This window comes from Colwellia sp. 75C3, assembly GCF_002836255.1.
GTDB lineage: Bacteria > Pseudomonadota > Gammaproteobacteria > Enterobacterales > Alteromonadaceae > Colwellia.
Map to the genome: position 1 here is coordinate 207,315 of NZ_PJAU01000033.1, position 23,123 is coordinate 230,437.

Here is a 23,123-nt window from a genome sequence, read left to right on the forward strand (position 1 = left end):
AAAAGTGAAAACAATATTATGATAAAAGAAAGCACATTACACATCAGTTTTATGGCTGTAAGGCAGACAATGCGCAGGGTGATCTCGCGCATTGTACCACCACGAGAAGTGGAAGATATTGTCCAAGAAACCTATGTACGTATATGCCAAGTTGAGAATAAAGAAGCGATTAAGCAACCGCGCTCATTTTTGTTAAAAACAGCAAGAAATTTAGCCATAGACCACCTTAAACGAGCTGATGTCAGACTCGTTGATGCAGTAGACGACATGGCTGAATTTGAGCAGTTTGTCAGTGGTGATGATGCCATATATCAGCAAGTTGCAACGGATAAAGAGTTTGCACAATACTGCGAAGCCATAAGACAGTTACCAATACAATGTCGTAAGGTTTTTGTTTTAAAGAAGGTTTATGGTTATTCGCAAAAAGAAATCGCGAAAAAACTATCCATAAGTGAAAGCACAGTAGAAAAACATATTGGCCTCGGCGTTAAACGCTGTACCTATTTTATGATGCAGTTAACTAAAGAAGAAAGAACGGAAACAATGACAAATAGTAAAAAAACACATCAAGTAAAAGGGGATCGCTAATGACTAACGTTTATTCTCTTAATAATGACGATGATGCTATGTTTGATCAAGCCAGCATTTGGATAGCCCGAATGGATCGAAGCCTAACTGAAGTAGAGCAGGCAGAATTTAAGGCATGGTTGTCAGAAAATGCACAGCATCAAAAGTTGATCATCGAAATGGCTAGCATGTGGGATAAAATGGACTCACTTGATCGCCTTGCTGATCTTTTTCCTGCCTCTGATAAAGCAGAATATAAAACTAAGTCAGCAGCTAACACAACACAGTGGCCACTGGCATTAGCAGCCTCACTTGTCTTGGCGTTATCTGTGCTTTTCTTTACCGATATTACCTTGAACTCTTTATGGCAAGAAGAGCAACAGTTTGTTCGTTATGAAACAGCGGTAGGTGAAAACAGTACTATTTATCTACCTGATAATTCAAAAGTTTTACTCAATACCGATAGTGTTTTATTAGTACGATATACCGATGATTACCGCTTATTAGATTTACAGCGTGGTGAACTACATGTTGAAGTTGCCCACGATAAATCTAGACCGCTAAGCGTTGTTGCTAATCATAAAGTGATTCAAGCCGTAGGCACTGCTTTTAGCGTGCAAGTAAAGGCAAGTGAAATAGAGCTTATTGTGACTGAGGGTAAAGTAATTATTGGTCAACTCAATAAAATGCAAGAAGTTAATGAAACAGCGCTCGTCATACCATCGAGTTCTCTAGCGGTTTCTAAAGGTGAAATTGCCTCATTGGCCATTGAAAATACCGGAAAAGATACCGTCTCAGTTATTGAGACAAAGGCGATTAAACAAAGTTTATCTTGGCGACAAGGCAATCTAGTCTTTAATGGTGAAACCTTAGCGGAAGCGATGGAAGAAGTGAGTCGCTACACTTCGGTAACTTTCGAAATAGCCGATGAAGAGTTGAAAAAGATAAGAATTGCTGGCCGCTTTAAAACCGGTGATGTGAAAGGATTAATCGCCGTACTCAATCATAACTTTAATATTAAAACTGATCGGGTTAATAAAGGATTAGTGGTATTAAGAAAACAAAGTTGATTGCTATTTTTTTCAGCTAAGAAAACTCCCTTTGCCAAGTAGAATTCTATACTCACATTAAACTGAATGTAGGTTTTATTTGGCACTTTTACTTATTCATCACTCTTCTTAAACAACGATACTTTATATTTAAAGTGTCCTAGTCGAGTGCACTTTTAAAACCATATAATAATAACAGGATACAATGTAATGACCTCCTCTGAGCCTGATCATTCAATTCAAAAACTGCACGACACTGAAGAAGTTCAAACCTCATTTTTATACGTACTATTTATCTCCTCAGTCGCTGCTATAGGTGGTTTCCTGTTTGGTTTTGACTCCGGTGTTATTAATGGCACAGTTACCGCGTTAGGAAATGCTTTTAATGCGAGTGATGTAGCAAGTGGCTTTAACGTAGCATCGGTATTACTAGGTTGTGCTGTTGGCGCCTTGTTAGCAGGTCCTATATCTGATCGGTTTGGACGTAAACCCATTATGATCATTACTGCGGTTATTTTTGCTATTAGCGCATTTGGATCGGGAATTTCCAGCTCGTCTGCTGAATTTATTTTTTATCGTTTGATTGGCGGGTTAGGCATAGGGGCCGCATCAGTATTGGCTCCCGCTTATATAGCCGAAGTTGCTCCCGCGGCTTTACGTGGTCGTTTAGCGACTTTGCAGCAGTTGGCTATCGTACTCGGTTTGTTTGCCGCTTTTTTAAGTAACTTCCTTATTGCCTCTGTGGCCGGTGGCTCCGAAGCTATCTTGATGTTAGACATTGCTGCCTGGCGTTGGATGTTCTGGGTAGAGTTACTGCCAGCTGCACTATTTTTAGTGGGCGTGATATTTATTCCAGAGTCACCACGTTATTTAGTTGCTCAAGGTAAGATTGAGGAAGCCAGAGCCATATTCAAACGCATCGCAACAGGCGTTGAAAATGAGCAAATTGAAGAAGTTAAAAAATCACTGCAAGGCGATACAAAACCTAGCATCATGGATCTTTTCGTTGATGGTAAGAAAAAAATTCACCCTATCATTTGGGTCGGTATCGGACTGTCGGTATTCCAGCAATTTGTCGGTATTAACGTGGTATTTTATTATGGTGCTGAGCTTTGGCAGGCTGCGGGTTTTGACGAATCACAATCGTTATTTATTAACCTTATCGCAGGCACAACCAATATCATTTCTACCTTTATTGCCATTGCACTGGTAGATAAAATTGGTCGAAAACCGTTATTACTGGTCGGCAGTGTTGGCATGTTTATCAGCTTAGGTGCGCTGACCTTTATCTTTGGCACCGGTGGTTTAGATGAAGCTGGTCAGTTGGCATTAAGCGATACGACAGGCACAGTAGCCTTAGTAATGGCTAATTTATTTGTGGTGTTTTTTGGCTTAAGTTGGGGTCCAATCGTTTGGGTTTTATTAGGCGAAATGTTTAATAACCGTATCCGTGGTGCTGCTTTAGCTATCGCGGCAAGTGCGCAATGGTTAGCAAACTTTGCCATTACTATGACCTTCCCAATATTACTAGGCAGCTTTGGTTTGGCGGGTGCTTATGGTTTATACACAGTCTCAGCATTGCTAAGTATTTTCTTTGTAATCAAATATATAAAAGAAACCCGCGGCGTTCGCTTGGAAGAGATGTAAAAAGTAGTAAGAAATCACAGCACTATGCTTTGTAAACCATCATAGACTGAGATGATCATTAAGGACTGTATATGTATGACAGTCCTTAAATTAATCATATCCATTTGAAAAGTGATAAGTAAATATGAACGACCCTGTTAATCTTGTTGCCGATATTGGTGGCACCAACATCAGACTTGCCATAAGTGACAGTAACAATACGCTTATCGACATTGAAACTTATCAATGTCGAGATTTCTCTTGTTTACTCGACGTTATTCAATGTTACTTAACGGAAAAGAATATAACCTCAGCCAGTATTAATGCCTGCTTAGCTATCGCTTGTCCGGTAGATACTGACATTATTTCCATGACTAATTTACCTTGGCAGTTTTCTCAAACAGGGCTCAAAAAAGCACTAAAATTAAATAAATTAATACTTATCAATGATTATACAGCCATAGCCATGGCTATTCCGATGTTAACGGACGAGCAAAAAGTTCAAGTTGGTGGCGGTAAGGCACTATCAAATAAAGCTATTGCCGTTTGTGGGCCGGGTACTGGCCTTGGCGTGGCAAATTTATTACCTATCGCTAATAAATGGTACTGTTTTGGGGGTGAGGGTGGTCATGTTGATTACGGCCCCATAGATGAGAAAGAAATCAAAATATTACGACATATAAAAACCTTTAAAAAACGTGTCTCGTATGAACAATTACTGTCGGGATACGGCTTAGAGCAGATATATCAAGCATTATTAATCAATGAACATGGTGAAAATTTACCTGAGCAATCAACTACATTAACGGCCAAAGATATAAGTACTCAAGCGTTAACTCAAACGTGTTTATTCAGTCAGCAAGCTCTGGATTTATTTTGTAAGGTATTAGGAAGCTTTGCCGGTAATCTCGCCTTAACAATGAATACCCAAGGTGGCGTTTACATTGCTGGTGGGATCGTGCCTCGTTTTATTGAGTATCTGAAAGATAGTGATTTTAGGCAGCGTTTTGAAGCTAAAGGACGTATGTCACCTTTAAATAAAGACATCGCCACGTATGTGATAACAGAGCAACAGCCAGGGTTACTCGGTGCTGCAGTGTATTTGAATCAAGCTATGATTTAAACTAATTAAGACACAGAGTATTTTTCGTTTTAGGCATTTAATCACCATTAAGTGATAGCTCTTTAGTCAGCTGTGCTTGATGGAAGATTTTCAGTTTGTGCACTAATATTATAATCATAGATACGTATTCTGGGTTATAAATGGTATTCCAATTAGTATATAAAAAAACGATAATATTCTTAACTTTTATTGTGCTGTTTATTGCTCTTTGTTTGCCTTTAAAAATCCATGCTAATGATATTCGTATACTTGCGCCTCGTGCTAAAATTGACCCTGTGTTTGACTATTTTGTTGAACTAACACGTTTAGTTTTAAGTAAAAATGAACATTTATACCCGAAACGTAAACTTGTTTTTGTGGCGCATGATGACGTAACGCAAGGTAGAAGTTTAATGCTCTTAGAGCATAACTATGTCGATATTGTTTGGTCGGGTACTAATGCGAGGCGAGAGTTACGTTATTCACCTATCCGCATTCCTTTATTTCGAGGGTTATTAGGCTACCGCGTATTATTGATTCTAAAAGAGGATAAAGAAAAATTTCTTCAAATAAAAACGCCAGCACAGTTAAAAAAACTCAATGCTTGTCAAGGTGCTCACTGGCCAGATTCTGATATTTTAGAAGCTAACGGTTACCTTGTTTCGAGAGTTGTGCACTTTAATGCCATGTTTAAAATGTTAGCTAAAAAACGTTGTGATTATTTTCCTCGTGCAATATTTGAAGGCTATGCAGAACAAAAGATAGCCATGGAAACACAGCCTAATATTATTCTGATGGATGAGTTGATCCTTCATTATAATTTCCCTTTTTATTACTTTGTTGAAAAAAATAATAGCCGGTTAGCTGAGCGATTAGAAAATGGCTTAATGGCAGCCTTAGCGGATGGTAGTCTGATGAACTTAATGAGAACACATAGCGTTTCTAAGCACTTATTTCCTTTAGAACAATGGAAAGATAAGCGCTATTTTGAGTTATCAAATGACATATTGGGCAGTGACTTATCACTTGAAAACCAACAATTCTGGCTCAACCTTAAGACTCAGTAAATATAAATAATCACTACTTTGAAAAATGTAGCTACTTAAGTTTTAGCTGTATCACGATCATATTCTTACCTGTTACTTTCACTATGTTCTCTTCGTTTTTTTGATTTTCATTCATTGCCGAAAGCTTGATTAAATGACCAACAGGTACCGTGCAATAGTCTTCACTCTGAGAGCTATTCACACGCATTTCGTCAGTTAGACTGTAGGCAAAAAGTAAGCTATCTGCCAACACGGCAACAGTGACAGTTTGTTGCTCAATATAGCCGCTAACTTCAGGGATGAATGAGTTTTGATTAGTCATGATATTGAAGTCTTTAATACCACCATTAACTAAAGCACCATGGGTTTTACTCGCACCATCAAAGCGAGCGATATCCAGTAATTGAGCGAGTTTATCAACATCGCCATTACGGTGGTCTAGGGTTAAACCATTACCTTCTATTAAGACTAAATTACGTTGATAACCAGCAAAATTAGAGAAATCACCATCATTTAATACACTGGCAATACTCAAACGCCAAGCAAAGTTATCTAAACTGCCACCATCGCTAATGGCTAATTCAGTGGTGTGACCTAAACCATTTTTCCAAGGGACTAGTGTAAACTCGTCGGGTGTAGTCAATTTAATATTCAGATTAAGCATTGGTATTTCTCTCGCTAATTTTAGGCACATCTTACCGCCATAATGAGAGGTTGCAAGTCTATTCCATGGGTAATAATACCAATTTCGATAAGTTTCTGATCTTGTTGTACGAAGTGAAAATATTTCAGGGCAAGGCGCTTGATTGAGCAATAGCTGGCTATTGCGATTGAAAGCAACGCCGTCATGGAGAATTTTAGCCAGTACAAGTGGTCAATAATTTAACGGAATTGGTATAAGGCTTATCATTTTTTAGTTATATCATTGCTAATATAAGAGGACTTTAATTCTTAATAATATAAATCCTTGCTAACTGTTATCTGCTCACGTTAGAATCTGCCCGCGTTGTTAGTAACCAGTTAGCTATTTAACCGGTTAATAACAGCGCACACTTGTCGGAGTGCCAAAGGCTGAGATCGCGAAAGCGGGATCCGTAAAACCTGATCAGATTAATATCTGCGTAGGAAACAAGAGAGAGCAATTAAATCCTAATACTTAGGGTTAAACTACATTATTTGTGCCTCTTCTTTAGCTAAAAAAACTCCGCCTATTTTTATAATTTTCTTGCTTTGCTGCAGAAAAACAAAAACAAGGTGCGACCATGAGCGACCAAGCTACAAACGAACAAACCAAAAAACCACAGACCAGACGTGAAAAACGTGAATCGGCAGCAGCATTCTTAAAAAATGTTTCAGACCAGTCTTTCCCAAACTCTAAAAAAGTTTATGTGCAGGGTAAAATTCACAATATCAAAGTAGGTATGCGTGAAATTACCTTAACCGATACCCTAGTGAGCGGTAGCAAAGACACGCCTGTTTACGAAAAAAACGAACCACTTTGTGTTTATGATACCTCTGGTTTTTATACCGATGACAATATAGAAATAGATGTTCATAAAGGTATTCCTCGTTTACGTGAAGCCTGGATTGATGCTCGTGATGATGTTGAACTGTTAACCTCTACTAATTCACAGTTCGCACAACAACGTCTTGACGATGAAGTTGTTGACGAAATTCGCTTTGATAATTTACCTAAAATGCGTATTGCTAAAAAAGGTAAAAATGTTACCCAAATGCATTACGCTCGCCAAGGTATTATTACCCCTGAGATGGAATACATTGCGATTCGTGAAAATCTGAAACGTGAAGAAGTAAAAGATGCCACCTTACTACTACAGCACAAAGGACAATCCTTTGGTGCCAGTATTCCAGAGCAAATCACTCCAGAATTTGTCCGTGATGAAGTCGCTCGCGGCCGCGCTATTATCCCGGTAAATATCAATCACCCGGAATGTGAGCCAATGATTATCGGACGTAACTTTTTAATTAAAGTTAACGCGAATATTGGTAACTCAGCGGTAACCTCTTCTATTGAAGAAGAAGTAGAAAAGCTTGTTTGGTCAACGAAGTGGGGCGCAGATACGGTAATGGATTTATCTACTGGCCGTAATATTCATGAAACGCGTGAATGGATCATGCGTAACTCACCAGTACCTATCGGTACCGTACCTATTTACCAAGCGCTAGAAAAAGTAAATGGCGTAGCAGAAGACCTTACTTGGGAAATTTTCCGCGATACCTTAATTGAGCAAGCAGAGCAGGGTGTTGATTACTTCACTATCCATGCGGGTGTGTTATTACGTTATGTACCTATGACCGCTAAACGTGTCACCGGTATTGTTTCGCGTGGTGGTTCAATTATGGCTAAGTGGTGTTTAGCGCATCATAAAGAAAACTTCCTCTATACCCACTTTGAAGACATCTGTGAAATCTTAAAACAGTACGATGTATCATTCTCTCTAGGTGATGGTTTACGTCCAGGCTCAGTAGCTGATGCTAACGATGAAGCACAATTTGCTGAATTACATACATTAGGTGAGTTAACTAAAATAGCATGGCAGCACGATGTTCAAACAATCATTGAAGGCCCAGGTCACGTACCGCTTCACATGATTAAAGAAAACATGGAAGAGCAAATTGAGCATTGTGGAGAAGCGCCTTTTTATACGTTAGGTCCATTAACTACAGATATCGCGCCAGGTTACGATCATATTACCTCTGGTATAGGTGCGGCTAATATTGGTTGGTACGGTTGTGCCATGCTTTGTTATGTAACGCCTAAAGAACACTTAGGCTTACCAAACAAAGAAGATGTTAAAGAAGGTTTGATGACCTATAAAATTGCCGCGCATGCTGGCGATTTAGCTAAGGGCCATCCGGGCGCACAAATTCGTGATAACGCCATGTCTAAAGCACGTTTTGAATTCCGCTGGTACGATCAATTCAACATTGGTTTAGATCCAGAGCGTGCTCGTACTTACCACGATGAAACCTTGCCGCAAGAGTCAGGTAAAGTAGCGCATTTCTGTTCTATGTGTGGGCCGAAGTTTTGCTCAATGAAAATCTCACAAGAAGTACGAGAATATGCCGCTAACCTAGATAAAAATGCGATAAAAATTCAGCTACTTGATGAGACCATCACTTTAACTTCTGACGAAGCTATTGAAAAAGCGATGCAAGAAAAGTCTGCTGAATTTAAAGCAACGGGTAGCGAAATCTACCAATTAGCTGACTAACGGCGGCGGATAAACAATGAATATTGCCATTGTTGGCGCAGGATTGATGGGGCGATTACTCGCCCTGTCTTTGCTTCGTAATGAACAGCTTCGACAAAAACAGTCTCATAGCGTAACTATTACTTTATTTGATAAAGATAATAAACTAGCCCATAACAGTGCAGCTTATGCTGCCGCGGGATTGCTAACACCGTTGGGTGAATCACTTCATTGTGAGCCTAATATTGTTAGCATGGGTTTTGAGTCATTAGGTTTATGGCCGGCTTTGCTCGACAGTTTGCATGAACATACTTTTTTTCAACAAACTGGCGCCATCATGGTAAGTCATGAGCAAGACAAAGGTGATTACCGACGTTTTGTTAGACACCTTAGTAATAATTATCCTGAACATACGCTGCACTCACTAAACCGTGCAGAGCTTTTAGCGCTAGAGCCTGAAATAGGGCGAAGCTTTAACCAAGCATTATACCTTCCACAAGAAGGACAGTTGGGCAATCGCCGTTTATTAGTCGCCCTACGTAAGCAACTTGAAAAAGAAGCTCAACATCCAGTCACAGGAAATAGCTTGAATTGGTTAAGTGAGTGTCGAGTAACTGACATTGATGTCGCTGAGCACACCACTAAAATTAGCTATCAGCAAAATAATGTTAACCAAAGTCAGCAATTTGATTTAGTGATTGATTGTCGTGGTACGGGGGCAACCACTAAACAAAGTAATAGCGCCTGTGCACCAATGTCGGACTTACGTTCTGTCAGGGGTGAACTGTTTCAGTTATATGCTCCAGCGGTTAATATTTCAAGGCCAGTTCGCTTAATGCATCCAAGATATCAGCTCTATATTGCCCCAAAGCAAAAGGGTTTTTATGTAGTGGGTGCAACGGAAATTGAAAGTGATGATGACTCACCTATGACAGTGCGCTCAGCAATGGAACTACTCAGTGCCGCGTATAGCGTGCATCCGGGGTTTGCGGAAGCCAATATTCGACAACATGTCAGTCAGTGTCGGCCTGCCTTTAGTGATAACCAGCCTAAAATTACCGTGCAAGATTCACTTATTCAAGTAAATGGTTTGTTCCGCCACGGTTTTTTGATTGCACCTGTAGTGCTTGAACAAACCCTTGCGGTTATTGCCAATCTAATAAATAACACCGCAACAGCTTTACCATACACCGACTTATTACCCGTAGTTGTTGACGGTAACTATACTTGGAATACAAGTCAGCCAAGCAGAAATTTACAGGAGTCATCCTATGAACATTCATATTAACGGAAAAGCCTACCCTCTAAGTAATGAAACACATATTAGTGTCAGCTCAGCGTTAACGTTGCATTTTATTGAACCACAACAAAGTACCTTTGCCGTGGCGCTTAATGGTGATTTTGTCGGTAAATCAGATTACGACACGACCATGGTAAAAAATGGCGATAGCCTTGATGTATTACAACCTATTCAGGGAGGTTAAGTTTAATGTCATTGAATATCTACGGACAAAATTTGGATAGTCGTTTGCTCATTGGTAGTGCTTTATACCCATCACCACAAGTAATGAAACAAGCGATTCTGGCCAGTGGTTCACAGGTGGTAACTCTGTCGTTGAAACGTCAAAATCCGGCAGAGCAAGCAGGTCAACAAATATGGTCTTACTTACAAGAAATCGTAACCGAAGTGAACGGTCACTTACTGCCCAATACTGCTGGTTGTAGAACGGCGAAAGAAGCGGTAACACTGGCAAAAATGAGCCGTGAAATATTTAAAACCGATTGGCTGAAGTTGGAAGTGATTGGCGATGATTACAATTTACAGCCCGATCCCATCGAATTACTGCATGCCGCTGAGCAGTTAATAAATGATGGCTTTAAAGTCTTACCGTATTGCACTGATGACCTCGTTTTATGCCAGCGCCTTTATGATTTAGGCTGTGAAGTTATTATGCCGTGGGCATCACCAATTGGTACTGGCAAAGGTTTGATGAATCCTTATAACTTAGAAACAATTCGTTTACGTTTACCTGATGCTACCTTGATATTAGATGCAGGTATCGGTAAACCTTCAGATGCGTGTTTAGCCATGGAAATGGGTTATGACGGTGTATTGCTTAATAGTGCTGTAGCGCTGGCGGATAATCCAGTATTGATGGCGAAAGCGTTTGGACAAGCGCTGCAAGCGGGGGAGCATGGCTATGTAGCGGGGATAATGCAGCAAAGACAAACAGCACATCCCAGCACGCCCACACTTGATACTCCATTTTGGCACCAAAATTAAATTACTTATTGCTGTAATGCCAAATTAAGGCGTCAAAGGTACTCATTGACTAACGTCAACTCCGTGCAATTTCCTTGTAATTGGACATTACAACTTCAAGTAATGTAATTCACTTTAATAGTATGAAGCTCTTTATTTTAAGTAAAAAATATCGCCTAAAGCCATCTTTGTGCAAGTTATAGAGCATGGATACCCGATCAGATACTTCGGGTATGACAATTCATCGTTGGTTATGTGTTAGGCATAAATGAGTTAGTACCATTATTTTATATCGTCACTCCCGTGGTGTCTTAATCGGACGTGGCATGGATGCTACTTGTTAGACAATGCAGGATGCATATTGTCCTGAGTCCATAGTGTTTTGGCTGTTAGGGTTCGTTGAAAGTAAATAATTCAGAGAATAATCAAATGAAAACTGAACAACAAGTGTCAATCAAACCAATAATTTGGACTATCTCGGGTAGTGATTGCTCTGGTGGGGGAGGTATTGCTGCTGATATTAAAACGGGTCATAGCTTAGGGGTTGAAGTTTGTCATCTTATTACCGCCAATACCGTACAAAATTCGCAGAAACTGCTGTCTGTTAATACCATATCGGTTGATATATTACAGCAACAAGCGGCGATATTAATTGATGACAAACCACCATCGGTCATCAAAATAGGTTTAGTGGCTAACGTTGAACAAGTGTTGTGGTTAGCTCAGTTACTTGAGCAATATAAACAGTTCATGCCTAACTTAATCAGTGTTTATGATCCCGTTGGTCAAGCGAGTGTAGGTGGCAGTTTTAGTACTATTACTCTGGAACAGCTGACCCCATTATTACAGCAAGTTGATGTGATAACGCCTAACTTGATGGAAGCGAAAAGTTTAGCGAAATTAACTGATGAAACAGATGTGGAAGTGCTGGCGAAAAGAATATTTAAAGACTTCGCTATTAACAGCATTATTGTTAAAGGTGGGCATAACCAAGGTGATGAAAAGTATTCGACAGATTATTGTTATCATCAGTTAAATCAATTAAATGGCAAACAAGATAACCAAGATAAAACGCAAACAGCTATTAGTTACCAGTTAAGTGCCAAGCGTGTTGAAAGTCATTATAGTCATGGTGGCGGTTGTAGTTTTGCCACGGCATTATCCGCTTTCTTTGCTCAAGGTTACTTAGTTCGTGATGCTTTTACCTTAGCAAAAGCCTTTATCAGCGAAGGTTTAAAGGCTAGCAAGCAAGTAAGTCAATCATTCGGTCATCAATATTATGGTGCCTTTGAGCAACAAGGTTGGCCACGTAATGCTAAATTCTTCCCTAACATCAGTAGGCAATATCAAAATTTACCGGCATTTAACGCGTTAAACTTAGCAGGAAAAAAACTCGGCCTTTATCCCGTCATTGATTCATTATATTGGCTCAAGCGATTATTACCGCTAGGATTAGAAATCATTCAGTTACGGGTGAAAAACCTTAGCGAAAACGAATTAGAACAAGTGATAATGAAAGCGGTGGAGCTGGCGAAAGACTACGGTACTCGCCTATTCATCAATGATTACTGGCAGTTGGCAATAAAACATGGCGCGTATGGCGTGCATATTGGTCAGGAAGATTTACAAGATGCTGATCTCACTGCAATTCAGCAATCAGGCATGCGTTTAGGTATCAGTACCCATGGTTGTTATGAATTTTTATTAGCACAGCAATTACAGCCGTCTTATTTAGCTATTGGCGCAATTTTTCCCACCAAAACGAAAGACATGACCGGACAAATTCAAGGGTTAGATAACTTAAGGCAAGTTTTAGCGTTGCGACCTGAAAACAATGAGCTACAAATACCCGTAGTGGCTATTGGTGGTATAAGCCTAGAACGTGCAACAGAAGTTGTCGAAACAGGCGTAGAGAGCATTGCAGTAGTTACCGCGATAACTGAAGCGGAAGACTCTTATGGCATGTTACCTGAGCAGGCAGTCGTTAAGTTGCAAGCCATCATTAACTAATAACTAGAGGGTTAGGTAGCATGATGAAATTTTTAGAAAATAGGATCCCGCCACCTTTAGTGGCGATACTCATTGCCGCTGGCATGTGGTACTTAAGTACATTAACACCGGTAATTTTATTAACGAGTACAATAAAAATAACCTTGGTTATCACCTTTATTATTGCAGGTATATTTTTTGCACTTTCTGGCGCTATTTCTTTTCGATTAGCTAAAACTACGGTTAACCCACTAAAACCTGATACGGCCAGTGCTTTGGTGACCTCAGGTATTTATCAATTTACCCGTAATCCTATGTATGTTGGCTTCGTTGCATTTTTATTGGCTTGGACAAGCTATTTAGGCTCTGGGTGGGCAGTTGCTTTAATTATCTTGTATATGGCTTATATTCAACGTTTTCAGATAACCCCTGAAGAAAGAGCATTAACAACATTATTTAAAGATGAATTTATAGAATATAAAAAGCAGGTTCGAACTTGGTTATAACTAATGTTGGACAGGTATTTTCAAGGTGAACAAGTAAAAGCAAGATAGACTGGGGAATATCACTTGGTAATTCCCCAGTAAAAGGTTTCAGTTATTTTTATACTAGTTTGCAGAAAGTAACTTAGGGTTAGTTACTAGGTTTCTTACACCGTGAGCGTGATCTTCGTTAAAGGTATTACCTTTACACCAGTCACCAACGGTTTCAATACTCACTTTGGTAACTTGTGGTCGAACACTCCAGCTAACTTGGAATGGAGAACCTTTTTCATTATAGCCAGGGCCTGTCGTTGAACCAGTATATTGTACTGGCGTACCCATATTACTTGGAATGTTTAATGCTTGCTGATAGCCATTATTCACACCATGCTTGGTCAGTGTATTAAAGTCTAATGCATTTTTATCATTCACTAATACCATTACTTGTGTTTCAACACGTAGTTGTGGGTTACCAATAGCATCACTTAAACAAGCACCTAACGTTGGACCAGGAGTTACTTGAGCAGAAGAGTGAACAAAATGCACTTCGATAGTGTCACCCGAATTTAAAGCACCGTGTTTGCTAGGGCAAACAGCAGCTTTAGTGTTTTTTGTTTCTTGTGAAGTCAACTTGCCTGAGTATACATAACCTGTTTGAAAGCCATGTCCATCACCATTACCTGCATATTTAGCAAACTCACCACCTTTATGCTCAGCATTTTTATGGAAGTGGATATTGCAAAGATTCATTTCTGTATAGGCAGGTGCTGAATTAAAAGCACGTGTGTTTACACCACTAATAACATCGATATCACGAGGTGATTGTGGGCCAAAGCCTTTGCCATCAGTATTTGCTTCTAACATAGCACGTTGCTTTTCGATAACGCTATTTGAAACGTTGTCGTGACCGCTACCAGCAAGAACTGTTAATGGCACTAATGTCGTGGCGATAGCCAATGCAATCATATTTTTTTTCATATTTTACTCTTAAGGTTATTGATTAACTGGTTACTTACGGCAAATTAGTTAAATATTTATTACATCGTACGGTCAGTGTATGAAAATAAATCTACTTATCATTCTTGTTATATAGCTTGCTAATAGCAAAACTACAAGCCTGACTTTCTCTCTTATTGTATGAAAGTGCAATGTTTGGCTTTGTTTTTATTGATTTTTACCATAAGTTGATATCGAGCATGCTACAGTAAAATTGGGGGGCAGGCCTCTACACACCACGTTTAATATGTTAATAATTGTAATCGGTAGTGTGGGTTATGTAATTATTTTTTAATAAATCAATATTAGTAACTTGATATGATTAATTTTTTTAGTGCTAATTGGCAGAAATAATTTAAGGGCCGTTAATCGTTAACATGAGCTATGGATGTGCCTTGTCGATAATTTAATTGCTGAATCATTATAGTTGAGCTTAAAATACAGAGACAAGATTACCGTCAGTATAAGAAGTGAATATGAGCCGTAATAAACTCCTGCGTTATAAACAAAGTTCTGTCGCTAAGGTATTTGATAAAGAAACTGAGCTTATTGCGCAAATTCAAGCGGATGAATTTAAGCAATGTTTAATGCTGTGGCAAGCTAATGAGCCTACCTTGGTATTACCTGCAGGTAAAAAATGGCCGGAATCAGATGTACTTAAAGCTGGTTTATTGGTGGACGAATGGCAGCTACATTCGCGTAAAACGGGTGGTGCTCCCGTACCGCAATGTCCAGGTATTATAAATTTATCTCATCTGTATCTTTGGTCAAAAGAGACTCCTTATTCAATCCCCCAAGCCTACGAAAATTTATGCACAGTATTACATGGTTTTTTCCGTCAGTTTAACCTCGTTAGCCAAGCGCATGCGACAGAGTTCTCTTATTGTGATGGTGATTACAATATTAATATTAACGGTAAAAAAATAGTGGGTACTGCTCAGCGGGTGATATTAAAAAAAGGTGGTGGCAAGATAGTGTTGGCGCAAGCCTTTATTCTTATTGATGTGTTACTCGATGAGATAATAAAACCGGTTAACTTATGTTATCAACTGTCTGATAAAACGGAGCGGGTACAAGCGCAGGTTCATACTGCGCTTTTTGAAAATATTACCGAACGACCTACAATAGATCAGCTCTATCAGCAGTTAACTCAAGCTTTTGTCGATAGTGCTTTATACCCATAAAACAGATAACAATAAAGACTGCCATATCAAAGCGATATAAATACGGGAGGTAAGTATTATCTAACTAGCACTTTTTAATTGCAGATAAAGGTCGGCAAACTTAACGCGCTTTTTGTAACCTTTGAAAAAGTGTTTATGAATAACATTACCCTTGCTATCAATGACAACTACACCAGGATAAGGGATACCGTAATGATCACTGTCTGCAGCATATTCTTCATTAACAATATCGTAGGCCAGCATTGTTTGTACTTTCTGGTCAGAAAGTAATGGGTAACTTATACTTTTTTGCTGAGTAAAGGTTTTCAAAATATCAGTATTATCATAAGAAATAGCCGCTAAGCCGTAACCTAAGGTAGTAAATTGTTCAGCATGATTATTCAATTCTATTAGGTGCTTCTTACAAAAAGGACACCAATCGGCAGAGCGAAAAAATAAAATAATCAGCCCTTTATCACCACTGAGTTGTTTGATTTTAACTGGCTGCTTTAGCGTATTAATTACAGATATTTCAGGTGCTTGTTCACCAAGGGCTGGACCGACATCAATGTTGGCATTAGCGAAGGCGTTATTAGCGAGTAACAACAGCATCGAAAAAAGTGATATTGCTATGTTTTTCTTTATGGTTAAGTTTTTGATGTTCTTCATTGGTGTAACGGTCTTTTATGGATTCTGAATTAAAAGACCGTGTGATGAAGTAAAAATTTCAATATAAATTAACGCTATTTTTATTTAATAAACTTAGCTCAACATTTCATTACCGCGTTTTAACCCAACCACTTATTTAAAAGGGCTTTAGCGGCTTCTTTTTCAGGGAAAACTTGTTCACTATCTATCGCTTCAATTAAATATTTCTTAGCTTCTACTTTTCTTGATAGCGCGTATAAAGTCACTGCAATGTGATATTTCACTTCAGCATTATCAAAGTCTGTCGTGAGTGCTAAACGAAATAAGGCAATGGCTTGTTTATGTTCGCCCATTCGGCTTTTAATCCAAGCAAGCGTATCAATAATAACAACATTTTCAGGCAAGTAATCATAGGCTTGTTGGGCATACTGTTTGGCTTTTTTGGTATTACCCAAGGTAAATTCAACACTGGCGGCATTATTTAATAAAATAGGTAATGGGCCATATTTTTTCATCAGTTCTTGGTAATAGTCAGCAGATTTTTGTATTTGTTCACTGCCTTTATAGCTATCAGCTAAAGCGATAGCCACTAACATATCATTAGGATATTTCTTTAACCAATTTTGTAGTGGCCTTATCACTCTACTTTGTTTGTCCATAAGTCTGTAACTACGATACAAGCCAAGGATCGCTTGTTTTTGATCTGACTTTTTTAAAGCTTGCTGATAATAATTAATGGACTGTTTGCTATCCCCTAGCGCAAGGTACAAATCGCCTTTGAGTACTAAAGGTAAACTGGTTTTTTGGGTAATATCAGCGATGGATGAAATCAAACTTAATGAAAATGACTCATTTTTGTTTTTGATGGTTAGATTGACTAGTCCGAGATAAGCAGGCAAGTACTTATCATCAGCGATAATGGCTTTTTTATAAGACTTTATCGCGCCAGTATTATCTCTCGCTTTTAGTTGCGCCTTAGCTAGTACAATAAACGCTTTCGGCTTTTTACGCGATTTTTCAACATAATCTCTTAAGGCTAAAACCGCTTGCGGATGTTTATTTTGTTGTTGATATAACTTGGCGATAGTTAATAACGCTTGTGGCTGTTTTGGATTTAAACCAATGAATACATCGACTAAATCAATCGCTTCATCAAGTTTGTTTTGCTTAGCTAATATTCGGCTTAACTTTAGTACCACATAAAAATCATTCGGGTTTTGTGCATGTGATTTTTGTATCCAAATCAGCGCGTTGTCAATATCTTTCTTGAATAGGTAACTGTCTGATATTTCTGTCATCAACAAGATGTTTTTATCAAATAGTGCTAATTTAGTTTGTAAAAATAGCAGTGCTTTATCAAAGTCACCGGCTATATTATCCATACGTGCTAAATGCACCATAGCAATAATATTACTGTCGTTTAATGTCAATGCTTGTTCAAATGCAGTTCTGGCTTCAGGTATTTGCCTATTTAAGCCATAGAGCATACCAAGGCGCTGTTGGAAAAAACTATTTTGTGGAAACTCAGTGATTAACGACTTCGCAATATTAATAGCTGAAGAATATTTTTTAGTGTTTTGGTATGAATCAATAAGCAGTAGCTTGATTTGTGTGCCATTAATTTCATTGTCTTTAATCGCAGACAGGGCTTCGATTGCTGATTGGTAGTCACCTGATTGCATTTTACTGCGTGCTAGATTACTGACGCTTACCGTCGAATTTGGGTAGCTATCTACCACCTTTTCAAAATAAAACTGTGCTTTAACGCTGTCTTCTAATTGTAAGTAAGTCAAACCGAGTAAAGTGAGAATGTCAGGATTACCAGGACGTGCAACATTGGTTTTGGTCAATAGATGTCGTGCAGAATTTAAATCACCTTGCTCGATTTCAATACTGGCCAACATACGCACACTATCAATATCAAATTCAACATAGTTTAGGTAATAACTCAGGTAGCGATGCGCATCATTTAAGTTACCAAATTGAAAATTAGTGAGTCCCGCTAAAAAATAATAATCAGGGGTGTTTTTCATCACCTCAGGTGGAACGGCTGATAAAGTGGCAATAACTTCTGTTAATTTATTATTATCTGAAGTGCCATTTTTGTTATCACTACTAGGTAAGCTAACATTGATGATAGCTTTTAAATAACCGGCTCTAGGTTCGTTGGGGATTTCAGCAAGTATATAATCTACATGAGGAACCGCTTGTTGATATTCTTTCAGTTCAATATGCAGCATGGCTTTGGTTAATCGCGCTGATAGATGTTTTTCATTAATCTTTAGTGCTTTATCAATCGCCAATAACGCACCTTGGCGATCGCCTAACCGGTGTAAAATTTTAGACTTTAATACCCAACCATTAATGAAAGGTTTAACACTCGTTAGTGATAAATCAATATAAGTGAGTGCTTGATTAACGTTTGATTCTTGCAGAGCGATTTGTGCTCTTCCTAACAAAGCAATTTGGTTTTTAGGTTGTAAACTCAGTGCACTAATAAAGGCTTTGTCAGCTAATTTATATTGTTTTTTACCAATATAAGCTTGGCCTCTAATGAGTAATAATTCGCTTTCTATTTTCTCGTTACGTTGCCCTAACTTAGCTATTTTTAACGCTTTATCATATTGCCCTTGTAAGACATAAGCTTGCCCATACAAAGTAATTAATCGGTCATCATCGACCTTGCCATCTTTTGCTCTGTCTAACTCTATTTGTGCGGCAGAGCCATTGCCTTGTGTAATAAGTATTTGCGCCATTAAAACCCTAGATGGCATATGGGCAGGGTCTTCTTGAATAATATTTTTTAAATGGATAACGGCACTAGCAAACTCTTCATTTTGAAAAGCGATTAAGGCTTGTTCATAACTGTCATTAAGTTTTTCGTTAGCAAGTATTGAAGAGGAAATGAACAATAATGAGAGTAGGGAAGCACGTAAGCTATTTTTTATATTCATGTTATACCGATTTTAATGATGTGTTTCTGTATGACGACAATGATGTTTGATCTTACCAAAAAGCTAAATCGAATAAGAATAGATAGCAAAACAGTGGCAGATATAGAGCGATAAAATAGTAACACTGATAGTTACTTAGTTGATAAATATTTATCTTAAAATTGACGTTAAAGCTTCTCTCTTTAATGTCAGTTTTTTTTACAGTAGGTTACTTTACTCTACTGTATTAGCAACGTAATATAGCTAAGGTGTTGTTATATGGCGACAATGAAATAGTGGAACAATAATTGCTTGTAATCAGGGTAATTAGTGGTGAATGCTAATATAAGCAGTTCATCCACTCTCTTCAATTTGAAAGTGATAACGTATAAGACTATGACTTTATTTAAAAATGTATTTAAAATCCTTGCTGTAACGGCTTTATTTTCATCGGCTAATGTATTTTCTGCTGATTTTCTCGTTGATACAACGATTGATGATGCCAATGGTGATGCGATTGGTGGTTGGGAATATGAAATTGATAAAATGGATGTTCAATGGGCAAGCGATGGCTTAATTACTGTTGATATTTATACTAATTTTGTTGATTACAACAACCGATTTGATACGGGTACCGATTATTATGGTCGTAGTAACGGCAATATTGTTTTAGGCGATCTACTAATTGGCACCGATGGTGCAAACTCAGCTTTTGATTATGCATTCGTATTATCTGATGCAGATAGAGAGCGTTCTCAGTATTATAACCAAGACCACTGGGATAATACCGGTACTTTAACTGAAATTGATTCTACGATTACATCGAAGCAATACCATAACAATTCTAACAGAGTACAAAATGGTCAAGTTGTTGCGGGTAATACTGTTGGCGCAGGTCAGCAAAGTGCTTGGACTGTAGATAGACAAAATACAGGTGCCAATCACGATAACTATGATGTTATTAGCTTTAGTTTTAACGTAAATGGTATTGATGCATTTCAAAATGCTTCACAACTCGCGTTTAGCTGGGCAATGTCTTGTGCTAACGATGTAGTTGATGGTGTAGTTAGCGTTAACCGTCCTACTAGCGTGCCAGAGCCAGCAACATTATTACTTATGCTTTTAGCATTAGGTTTTATGGCTAAAAGCCGTAGCAAAAAAGCAAATGACTTTTCTGCTTAGTTAATTAATCTATAAGTTCATTCGTGTATTCACCGCGGTAGGTACACAATGAATATAAAAAACGACCTAAGGGTCGTTTTTTTATGCCTGAAAAACACCTGCTTACTTATAGATAAAGCTGTTAAAATGCTCTTTATCTTTGCATATCTATCACAATTAAATTTACTTAATGATTATGACTTATAAAAATGATGGCAGCATTTGTCCTTTATGCGAGCAAAGTAATCGCTGCGATGTTAAAGCAAGCAGTGGTTGCTGGTGTATGAATACTGAAGTGCCTAAAGCGCTTTTGGACAAAGTACCAACTCACCTTAAAGGTATTAGTTGTGTTTGTAATGCTTGTATTACTCGTTATCATGAGCAACAAGCGTTAGTTTCGGCCCCTAAAAAAGTCAGTTAAAACGATAATTTTTACTGATATAAAAAGAAAAGCACATTTAAATAAACTTTTTTACTCTCAGCCCCTACGCAAACCGTATACATCCAAGTAAAATGCCCTCACGAACAAATTTTCGAAACCTTTATGAATAAAATGTCACCTACACATCAGCCATTACTCAGTTCAGCTGCAAAAATTGCCATTATTGGTGGCGGAGTTGCGGGCTCGACTATTGCGCTGCGCTTTGCCGAATTAGGTCTTGATACTACGTTAATAGAGAAGGGCCCAAGCTTAGTTAATGGTCCGCCTATTTGTCATTTGCACGCGGGTGGTAACTTGTATCGCGAAATTTGTGATGAGCAATGTCTTACGTTATTAAAGCAATCGATAGATACGGTAAAGGTATACCCGCATAGTATTAATATACGGCCAACGGTTATTGCTTTACCTAAGACGGATAAAGGCCAACCTGAAGATTTATTGCCACGTTTAGAAAAATTACGGGCTAGATATAGTGAATTGGTTACGCAAGATATTCGCAATAAAGTATTAGGCGAACCTGCGGACTACTTCCGTTTTTATTCACGTGAAGAAATTGATGCGTTAGTTAATAAATCGATACCTAATAAAGCAAAGCAAGCCAGTGATTGGTTGATTTCATTTTCTCAACATGTTGATTTAGATAATCTTAAGTTTCCTGTGCTCTTGGTTCAGGAATATGGTTGGTCAGCTTTTCGTATGGCTGCTATTACCAGTTTAGCGATAGATCGTTTAGCAAGTTGCCACCTTCAAACCAACAGTCAAGTTGTCGCTATTACCCAAAAAGAAAATGATTCAACTTGGCAAGTAACGACAAAAAATGAAACGGGCAGTTCAAATCATCAGCATTTTGACTACGTTATTAATGCCTGTGGTTTTAAGAGTGGTGAAATAGATGACATGGTAAGTGCTAAACGCCAACGTATGGTGGAATTTAAAGCCGCTTATGTCGCGCATTGGCCGCAATGCCAAGGCTTATGGCCTGAAATTGTCTTTTATGGCGAACGAGGTACACCTCAAGGTATGGCGCAATTAACACCTTACCCAGATGGTTATTTTCAACTACATGGCATGACGCAAGACATTACGCTGTTTGATCAAGGACTCGTCGCCAGTTCACTAAAAAGTGCACAACCGCAATTAGCAGCACGGTTTATCGATAAAATTGATAAACAGTGGCCTGAGCAATTAGTGAATAACAGAACCTTAGGATCAATTGAACATATTGCGCAGTTTATCCCCGCCTTTACTCAAGCGGAGGTTGCCGCGAAACCCTTATTTGGTGCGCAGCAAATACCAGGAGAAGATGCGGACTTACGTGCTGCTGATGTTTCATTTCATGGTCGACACTATGCTCGAGCAGAAATTGTTAAAGGATCGTCGGCATTAGCTGCCGCAGATGCTATTTTAGCGAATTTAGTTGATTGTGGTTTAATAGCAGCGGAAGAAGTAGGTGATTACTTAACACAGCATTATTTTCCGGTAAGTCAGCAATGTTCAGACACTGAAGTCACTGAGCGAGCAATGGTCTTAGCCAAGCAACGTGATTATCCCATTGCTTTAGCCAAAAACCTTTAGCTAATAGTGTTAAATTTTTAGCGTTTCAATAAAGTTAGCAATTCTTTGAAGGTATCAAAACACCACTGCGGCTGATATTGATTGATATCTTCACCATAGTTATAACCATAAGTTAAGCCGACACTATCTATGTTGGCCGCTTTTGCCGCTAAAATATCATTTTTAGAATCACCTATCATCAGACACTGCTCAGCAGAAACCTGAAGTTGTTCCAAGGCATAATATAATGGCGCGGGATGTGGTTTTCTTTCTGCTAGGGTATTGCCGCCAATTAACAACTCAAAAATATTATCAATACCTAAGCCGGTTAAGATGGGTTGAATGAATTCAGCTGGTTTGTTGGTAATAATGGCCAAACGAAACCCTGCTGCCTTTAAGGTAAATAGGCCTTCTTTTACATCGTCATACAAGGTTGATTCAATACACAAACATTGCTGGTAATGGCTCAAGAAAATCGCCAAAGCATCTTGAGCGTAGGCCGCATCTAATTGTTCATTAATGTTAGCTGAGCCAGATAGTGCACGTTCAATCAAAACCTTAGCGCCATTACCGACCCAGTGATGAATTATGTCTTGGTCAAATTCAGTTTTACCTAAATCTAGCAGAGTCCTATTAACCGCTAAAGCAAGATCAGGGGCACTATCTACTAAGGTGCCATCGAGGTCGAATAACAAGACATTTTTTTCTTGAAGGGTCACAGCGTTCTCATTGGAATGAAGGGGGAAATACTGAGTGTTATTTTACCCTTCAATGGTGGGATAGCCAGCTATTACGTAATCAATCGCCTTTTTTCTAAAGTTAATTTTTATTAAAGTTTTAACCATTAATTAATTTAAAGGCGAATAATATATGCCTGTGGATAAATA

At 38.6% G+C, this 23,123-nt stretch carries 20 protein-coding genes and 1 riboswitch; of the genes, 15 read left to right on the forward strand and 5 right to left on the reverse strand.

What is annotated here, in order from left to right; genetic code table 11:
• Nucleotides 1-18 precede the first annotated feature (18 nt).
• The 5 genes from CXF85_RS05455 (at nucleotide 19) to CXF85_RS05475 (ending at nucleotide 5,411) form a co-directional block, all read left to right on the forward strand.
• Nucleotides 19-588, forward strand: coding sequence for an RNA polymerase sigma factor (locus tag CXF85_RS05455; RefSeq protein WP_101227514.1), 570 nt, complete (start codon nucleotides 19-21; stop codon nucleotides 586-588).
• Complete coding sequence (locus CXF85_RS05460; protein WP_101227515.1) at nucleotides 588-1,637, forward strand: FecR family protein; 1,050 nt, start codon at nucleotides 588-590, stop codon at nucleotides 1,635-1,637. Before CXF85_RS05455 ends, CXF85_RS05460 begins: the two co-directional genes overlap by 1 nt.
• A gap of 189 nt (nucleotides 1,638-1,826) precedes the next feature.
• Nucleotides 1,827-3,263: a sugar porter family MFS transporter gene (locus tag CXF85_RS05465; protein ID WP_232771086.1), complete on the forward strand. Its 1,437-nt coding sequence runs from the start codon at nucleotides 1,827-1,829 to the stop codon at nucleotides 3,261-3,263.
• A 124-nt stretch (nucleotides 3,264-3,387) separates the two neighbouring features.
• Nucleotides 3,388-4,365 carry a glucokinase gene (locus tag CXF85_RS05470; RefSeq protein ID WP_101227516.1) on the forward strand — a complete coding sequence of 326 codons (978 nt, stop codon included), beginning with the start codon at nucleotides 3,388-3,390 and terminating at the stop codon, nucleotides 4,363-4,365.
• A gap of 140 nt (nucleotides 4,366-4,505) precedes the next feature.
• Nucleotides 4,506-5,411 (forward strand): hypothetical protein, encoded by a 906-nt coding sequence (locus CXF85_RS05475; RefSeq protein ID WP_101227517.1) that lies wholly within the window; start codon nucleotides 4,506-4,508, stop codon nucleotides 5,409-5,411.
• 31 nt (nucleotides 5,412-5,442) lie between these two features.
• Here CXF85_RS05475 and CXF85_RS05480 read toward each other — a convergent pair whose 3' ends face one another.
• Nucleotides 5,443-6,054: a HutD/Ves family protein gene (locus CXF85_RS05480; RefSeq protein WP_101227926.1), complete on the reverse strand. Its 612-nt coding sequence runs from the start codon at nucleotides 6,052-6,054 to the stop codon at nucleotides 5,443-5,445.
• A 383-nt stretch (nucleotides 6,055-6,437) separates the two neighbouring features.
• A riboswitch (TPP riboswitch) is annotated at nucleotides 6,438-6,535 on the forward strand.
• A gap of 117 nt (nucleotides 6,536-6,652) precedes the next feature.
• Here CXF85_RS05480 and thiC point away from each other — a divergent pair.
• The 6 genes from thiC (at nucleotide 6,653) to CXF85_RS05510 (ending at nucleotide 13,363) form a co-directional block, all read left to right on the forward strand.
• The gene (gene thiC / locus CXF85_RS05485) at nucleotides 6,653-8,626 is read left to right on the forward strand and encodes a phosphomethylpyrimidine synthase ThiC (protein ID WP_101227518.1); all 1,974 of its coding nucleotides are present in this window, start codon (nucleotides 6,653-6,655) and stop codon (nucleotides 8,624-8,626) included.
• A gap of 16 nt (nucleotides 8,627-8,642) precedes the next feature.
• Nucleotides 8,643-9,893 carry an FAD-dependent oxidoreductase gene (locus tag CXF85_RS05490; protein WP_101227519.1) on the forward strand — a complete coding sequence of 417 codons (1,251 nt, stop codon included), beginning with the start codon at nucleotides 8,643-8,645 and terminating at the stop codon, nucleotides 9,891-9,893.
• A complete protein-coding gene (gene thiS, locus CXF85_RS05495) occupies nucleotides 9,877-10,089 on the forward strand; it encodes a sulfur carrier protein ThiS (protein WP_101227520.1) in 213 nt (70 codons plus the stop codon). The genes CXF85_RS05490 and thiS overlap by 17 nt, the downstream gene beginning before the upstream one ends.
• A gap of 5 nt (nucleotides 10,090-10,094) precedes the next feature.
• On the forward strand, nucleotides 10,095-10,889 hold the full coding sequence (locus CXF85_RS05500; RefSeq protein WP_101227521.1) for a thiazole synthase: 795 nt from the start codon (nucleotides 10,095-10,097) through the stop codon (nucleotides 10,887-10,889).
• A gap of 408 nt (nucleotides 10,890-11,297) precedes the next feature.
• Complete coding sequence (gene thiE / locus CXF85_RS05505; protein WP_101227522.1) at nucleotides 11,298-12,878, forward strand: thiamine phosphate synthase; 1,581 nt, start codon at nucleotides 11,298-11,300, stop codon at nucleotides 12,876-12,878.
• Between the two features lie 20 nt (nucleotides 12,879-12,898).
• Nucleotides 12,899-13,363 (forward strand): methyltransferase family protein, encoded by a 465-nt coding sequence (locus CXF85_RS05510; protein WP_232771087.1) that lies wholly within the window; start codon nucleotides 12,899-12,901, stop codon nucleotides 13,361-13,363.
• Nucleotides 13,364-13,465: 102 nt separating this feature from the next.
• Here CXF85_RS05510 and CXF85_RS05515 read toward each other — a convergent pair whose 3' ends face one another.
• Complete coding sequence (locus CXF85_RS05515) at nucleotides 13,466-14,317, reverse strand: delta-class carbonic anhydrase (protein WP_101227524.1); 852 nt, start codon at nucleotides 14,315-14,317, stop codon at nucleotides 13,466-13,468.
• 494 nt (nucleotides 14,318-14,811) lie between these two features.
• Between CXF85_RS05515 and CXF85_RS05520 the strand changes: the two genes are divergently transcribed.
• The gene (locus CXF85_RS05520; RefSeq protein WP_101227525.1) at nucleotides 14,812-15,519 is read left to right on the forward strand and encodes a lipoate--protein ligase family protein; all 708 of its coding nucleotides are present in this window, start codon (nucleotides 14,812-14,814) and stop codon (nucleotides 15,517-15,519) included.
• A gap of 60 nt (nucleotides 15,520-15,579) precedes the next feature.
• Here the strand turns inward: CXF85_RS05520 and CXF85_RS05525 are convergent, their stop codons facing one another.
• On the reverse strand, nucleotides 15,580-16,167 hold the full coding sequence (locus CXF85_RS05525) for a peroxiredoxin family protein (protein WP_101227526.1): 588 nt from the start codon (nucleotides 16,165-16,167) through the stop codon (nucleotides 15,580-15,582).
• A 119-nt stretch (nucleotides 16,168-16,286) separates the two neighbouring features.
• A complete protein-coding gene (gene prsT, locus CXF85_RS05530; protein WP_101227527.1) occupies nucleotides 16,287-19,100 on the reverse strand; it encodes an XrtA/PEP-CTERM system TPR-repeat protein PrsT in 2,814 nt (937 codons plus the stop codon).
• A 375-nt stretch (nucleotides 19,101-19,475) separates the two neighbouring features.
• Between prsT and CXF85_RS05535 the strand changes: the two genes are divergently transcribed.
• From CXF85_RS05535 to CXF85_RS05545, 3 genes are all read left to right on the forward strand, one after another.
• The gene (locus CXF85_RS05535; RefSeq protein WP_101227528.1) at nucleotides 19,476-20,261 is read left to right on the forward strand and encodes a PEP-CTERM sorting domain-containing protein; all 786 of its coding nucleotides are present in this window, start codon (nucleotides 19,476-19,478) and stop codon (nucleotides 20,259-20,261) included.
• 175 nt (nucleotides 20,262-20,436) lie between these two features.
• Entirely contained in the window at nucleotides 20,437-20,661 is a 225-nt protein-coding gene (locus CXF85_RS05540; protein WP_101227927.1) for a cysteine-rich CWC family protein, read from the forward strand.
• Nucleotides 20,662-20,784: 123 nt separating this feature from the next.
• Nucleotides 20,785-22,257, forward strand: coding sequence for an FAD-dependent oxidoreductase (locus CXF85_RS05545; RefSeq protein ID WP_101227529.1), 1,473 nt, complete (start codon nucleotides 20,785-20,787; stop codon nucleotides 22,255-22,257).
• 17 nt (nucleotides 22,258-22,274) lie between these two features.
• Here CXF85_RS05545 and CXF85_RS05550 read toward each other — a convergent pair whose 3' ends face one another.
• The gene (locus CXF85_RS05550) at nucleotides 22,275-22,955 is read right to left on the reverse strand and encodes a phosphoglycolate phosphatase (protein WP_101227530.1); all 681 of its coding nucleotides are present in this window, start codon (nucleotides 22,953-22,955) and stop codon (nucleotides 22,275-22,277) included.
• Between the last annotated feature and the right edge of the window lie 168 nt (nucleotides 22,956-23,123).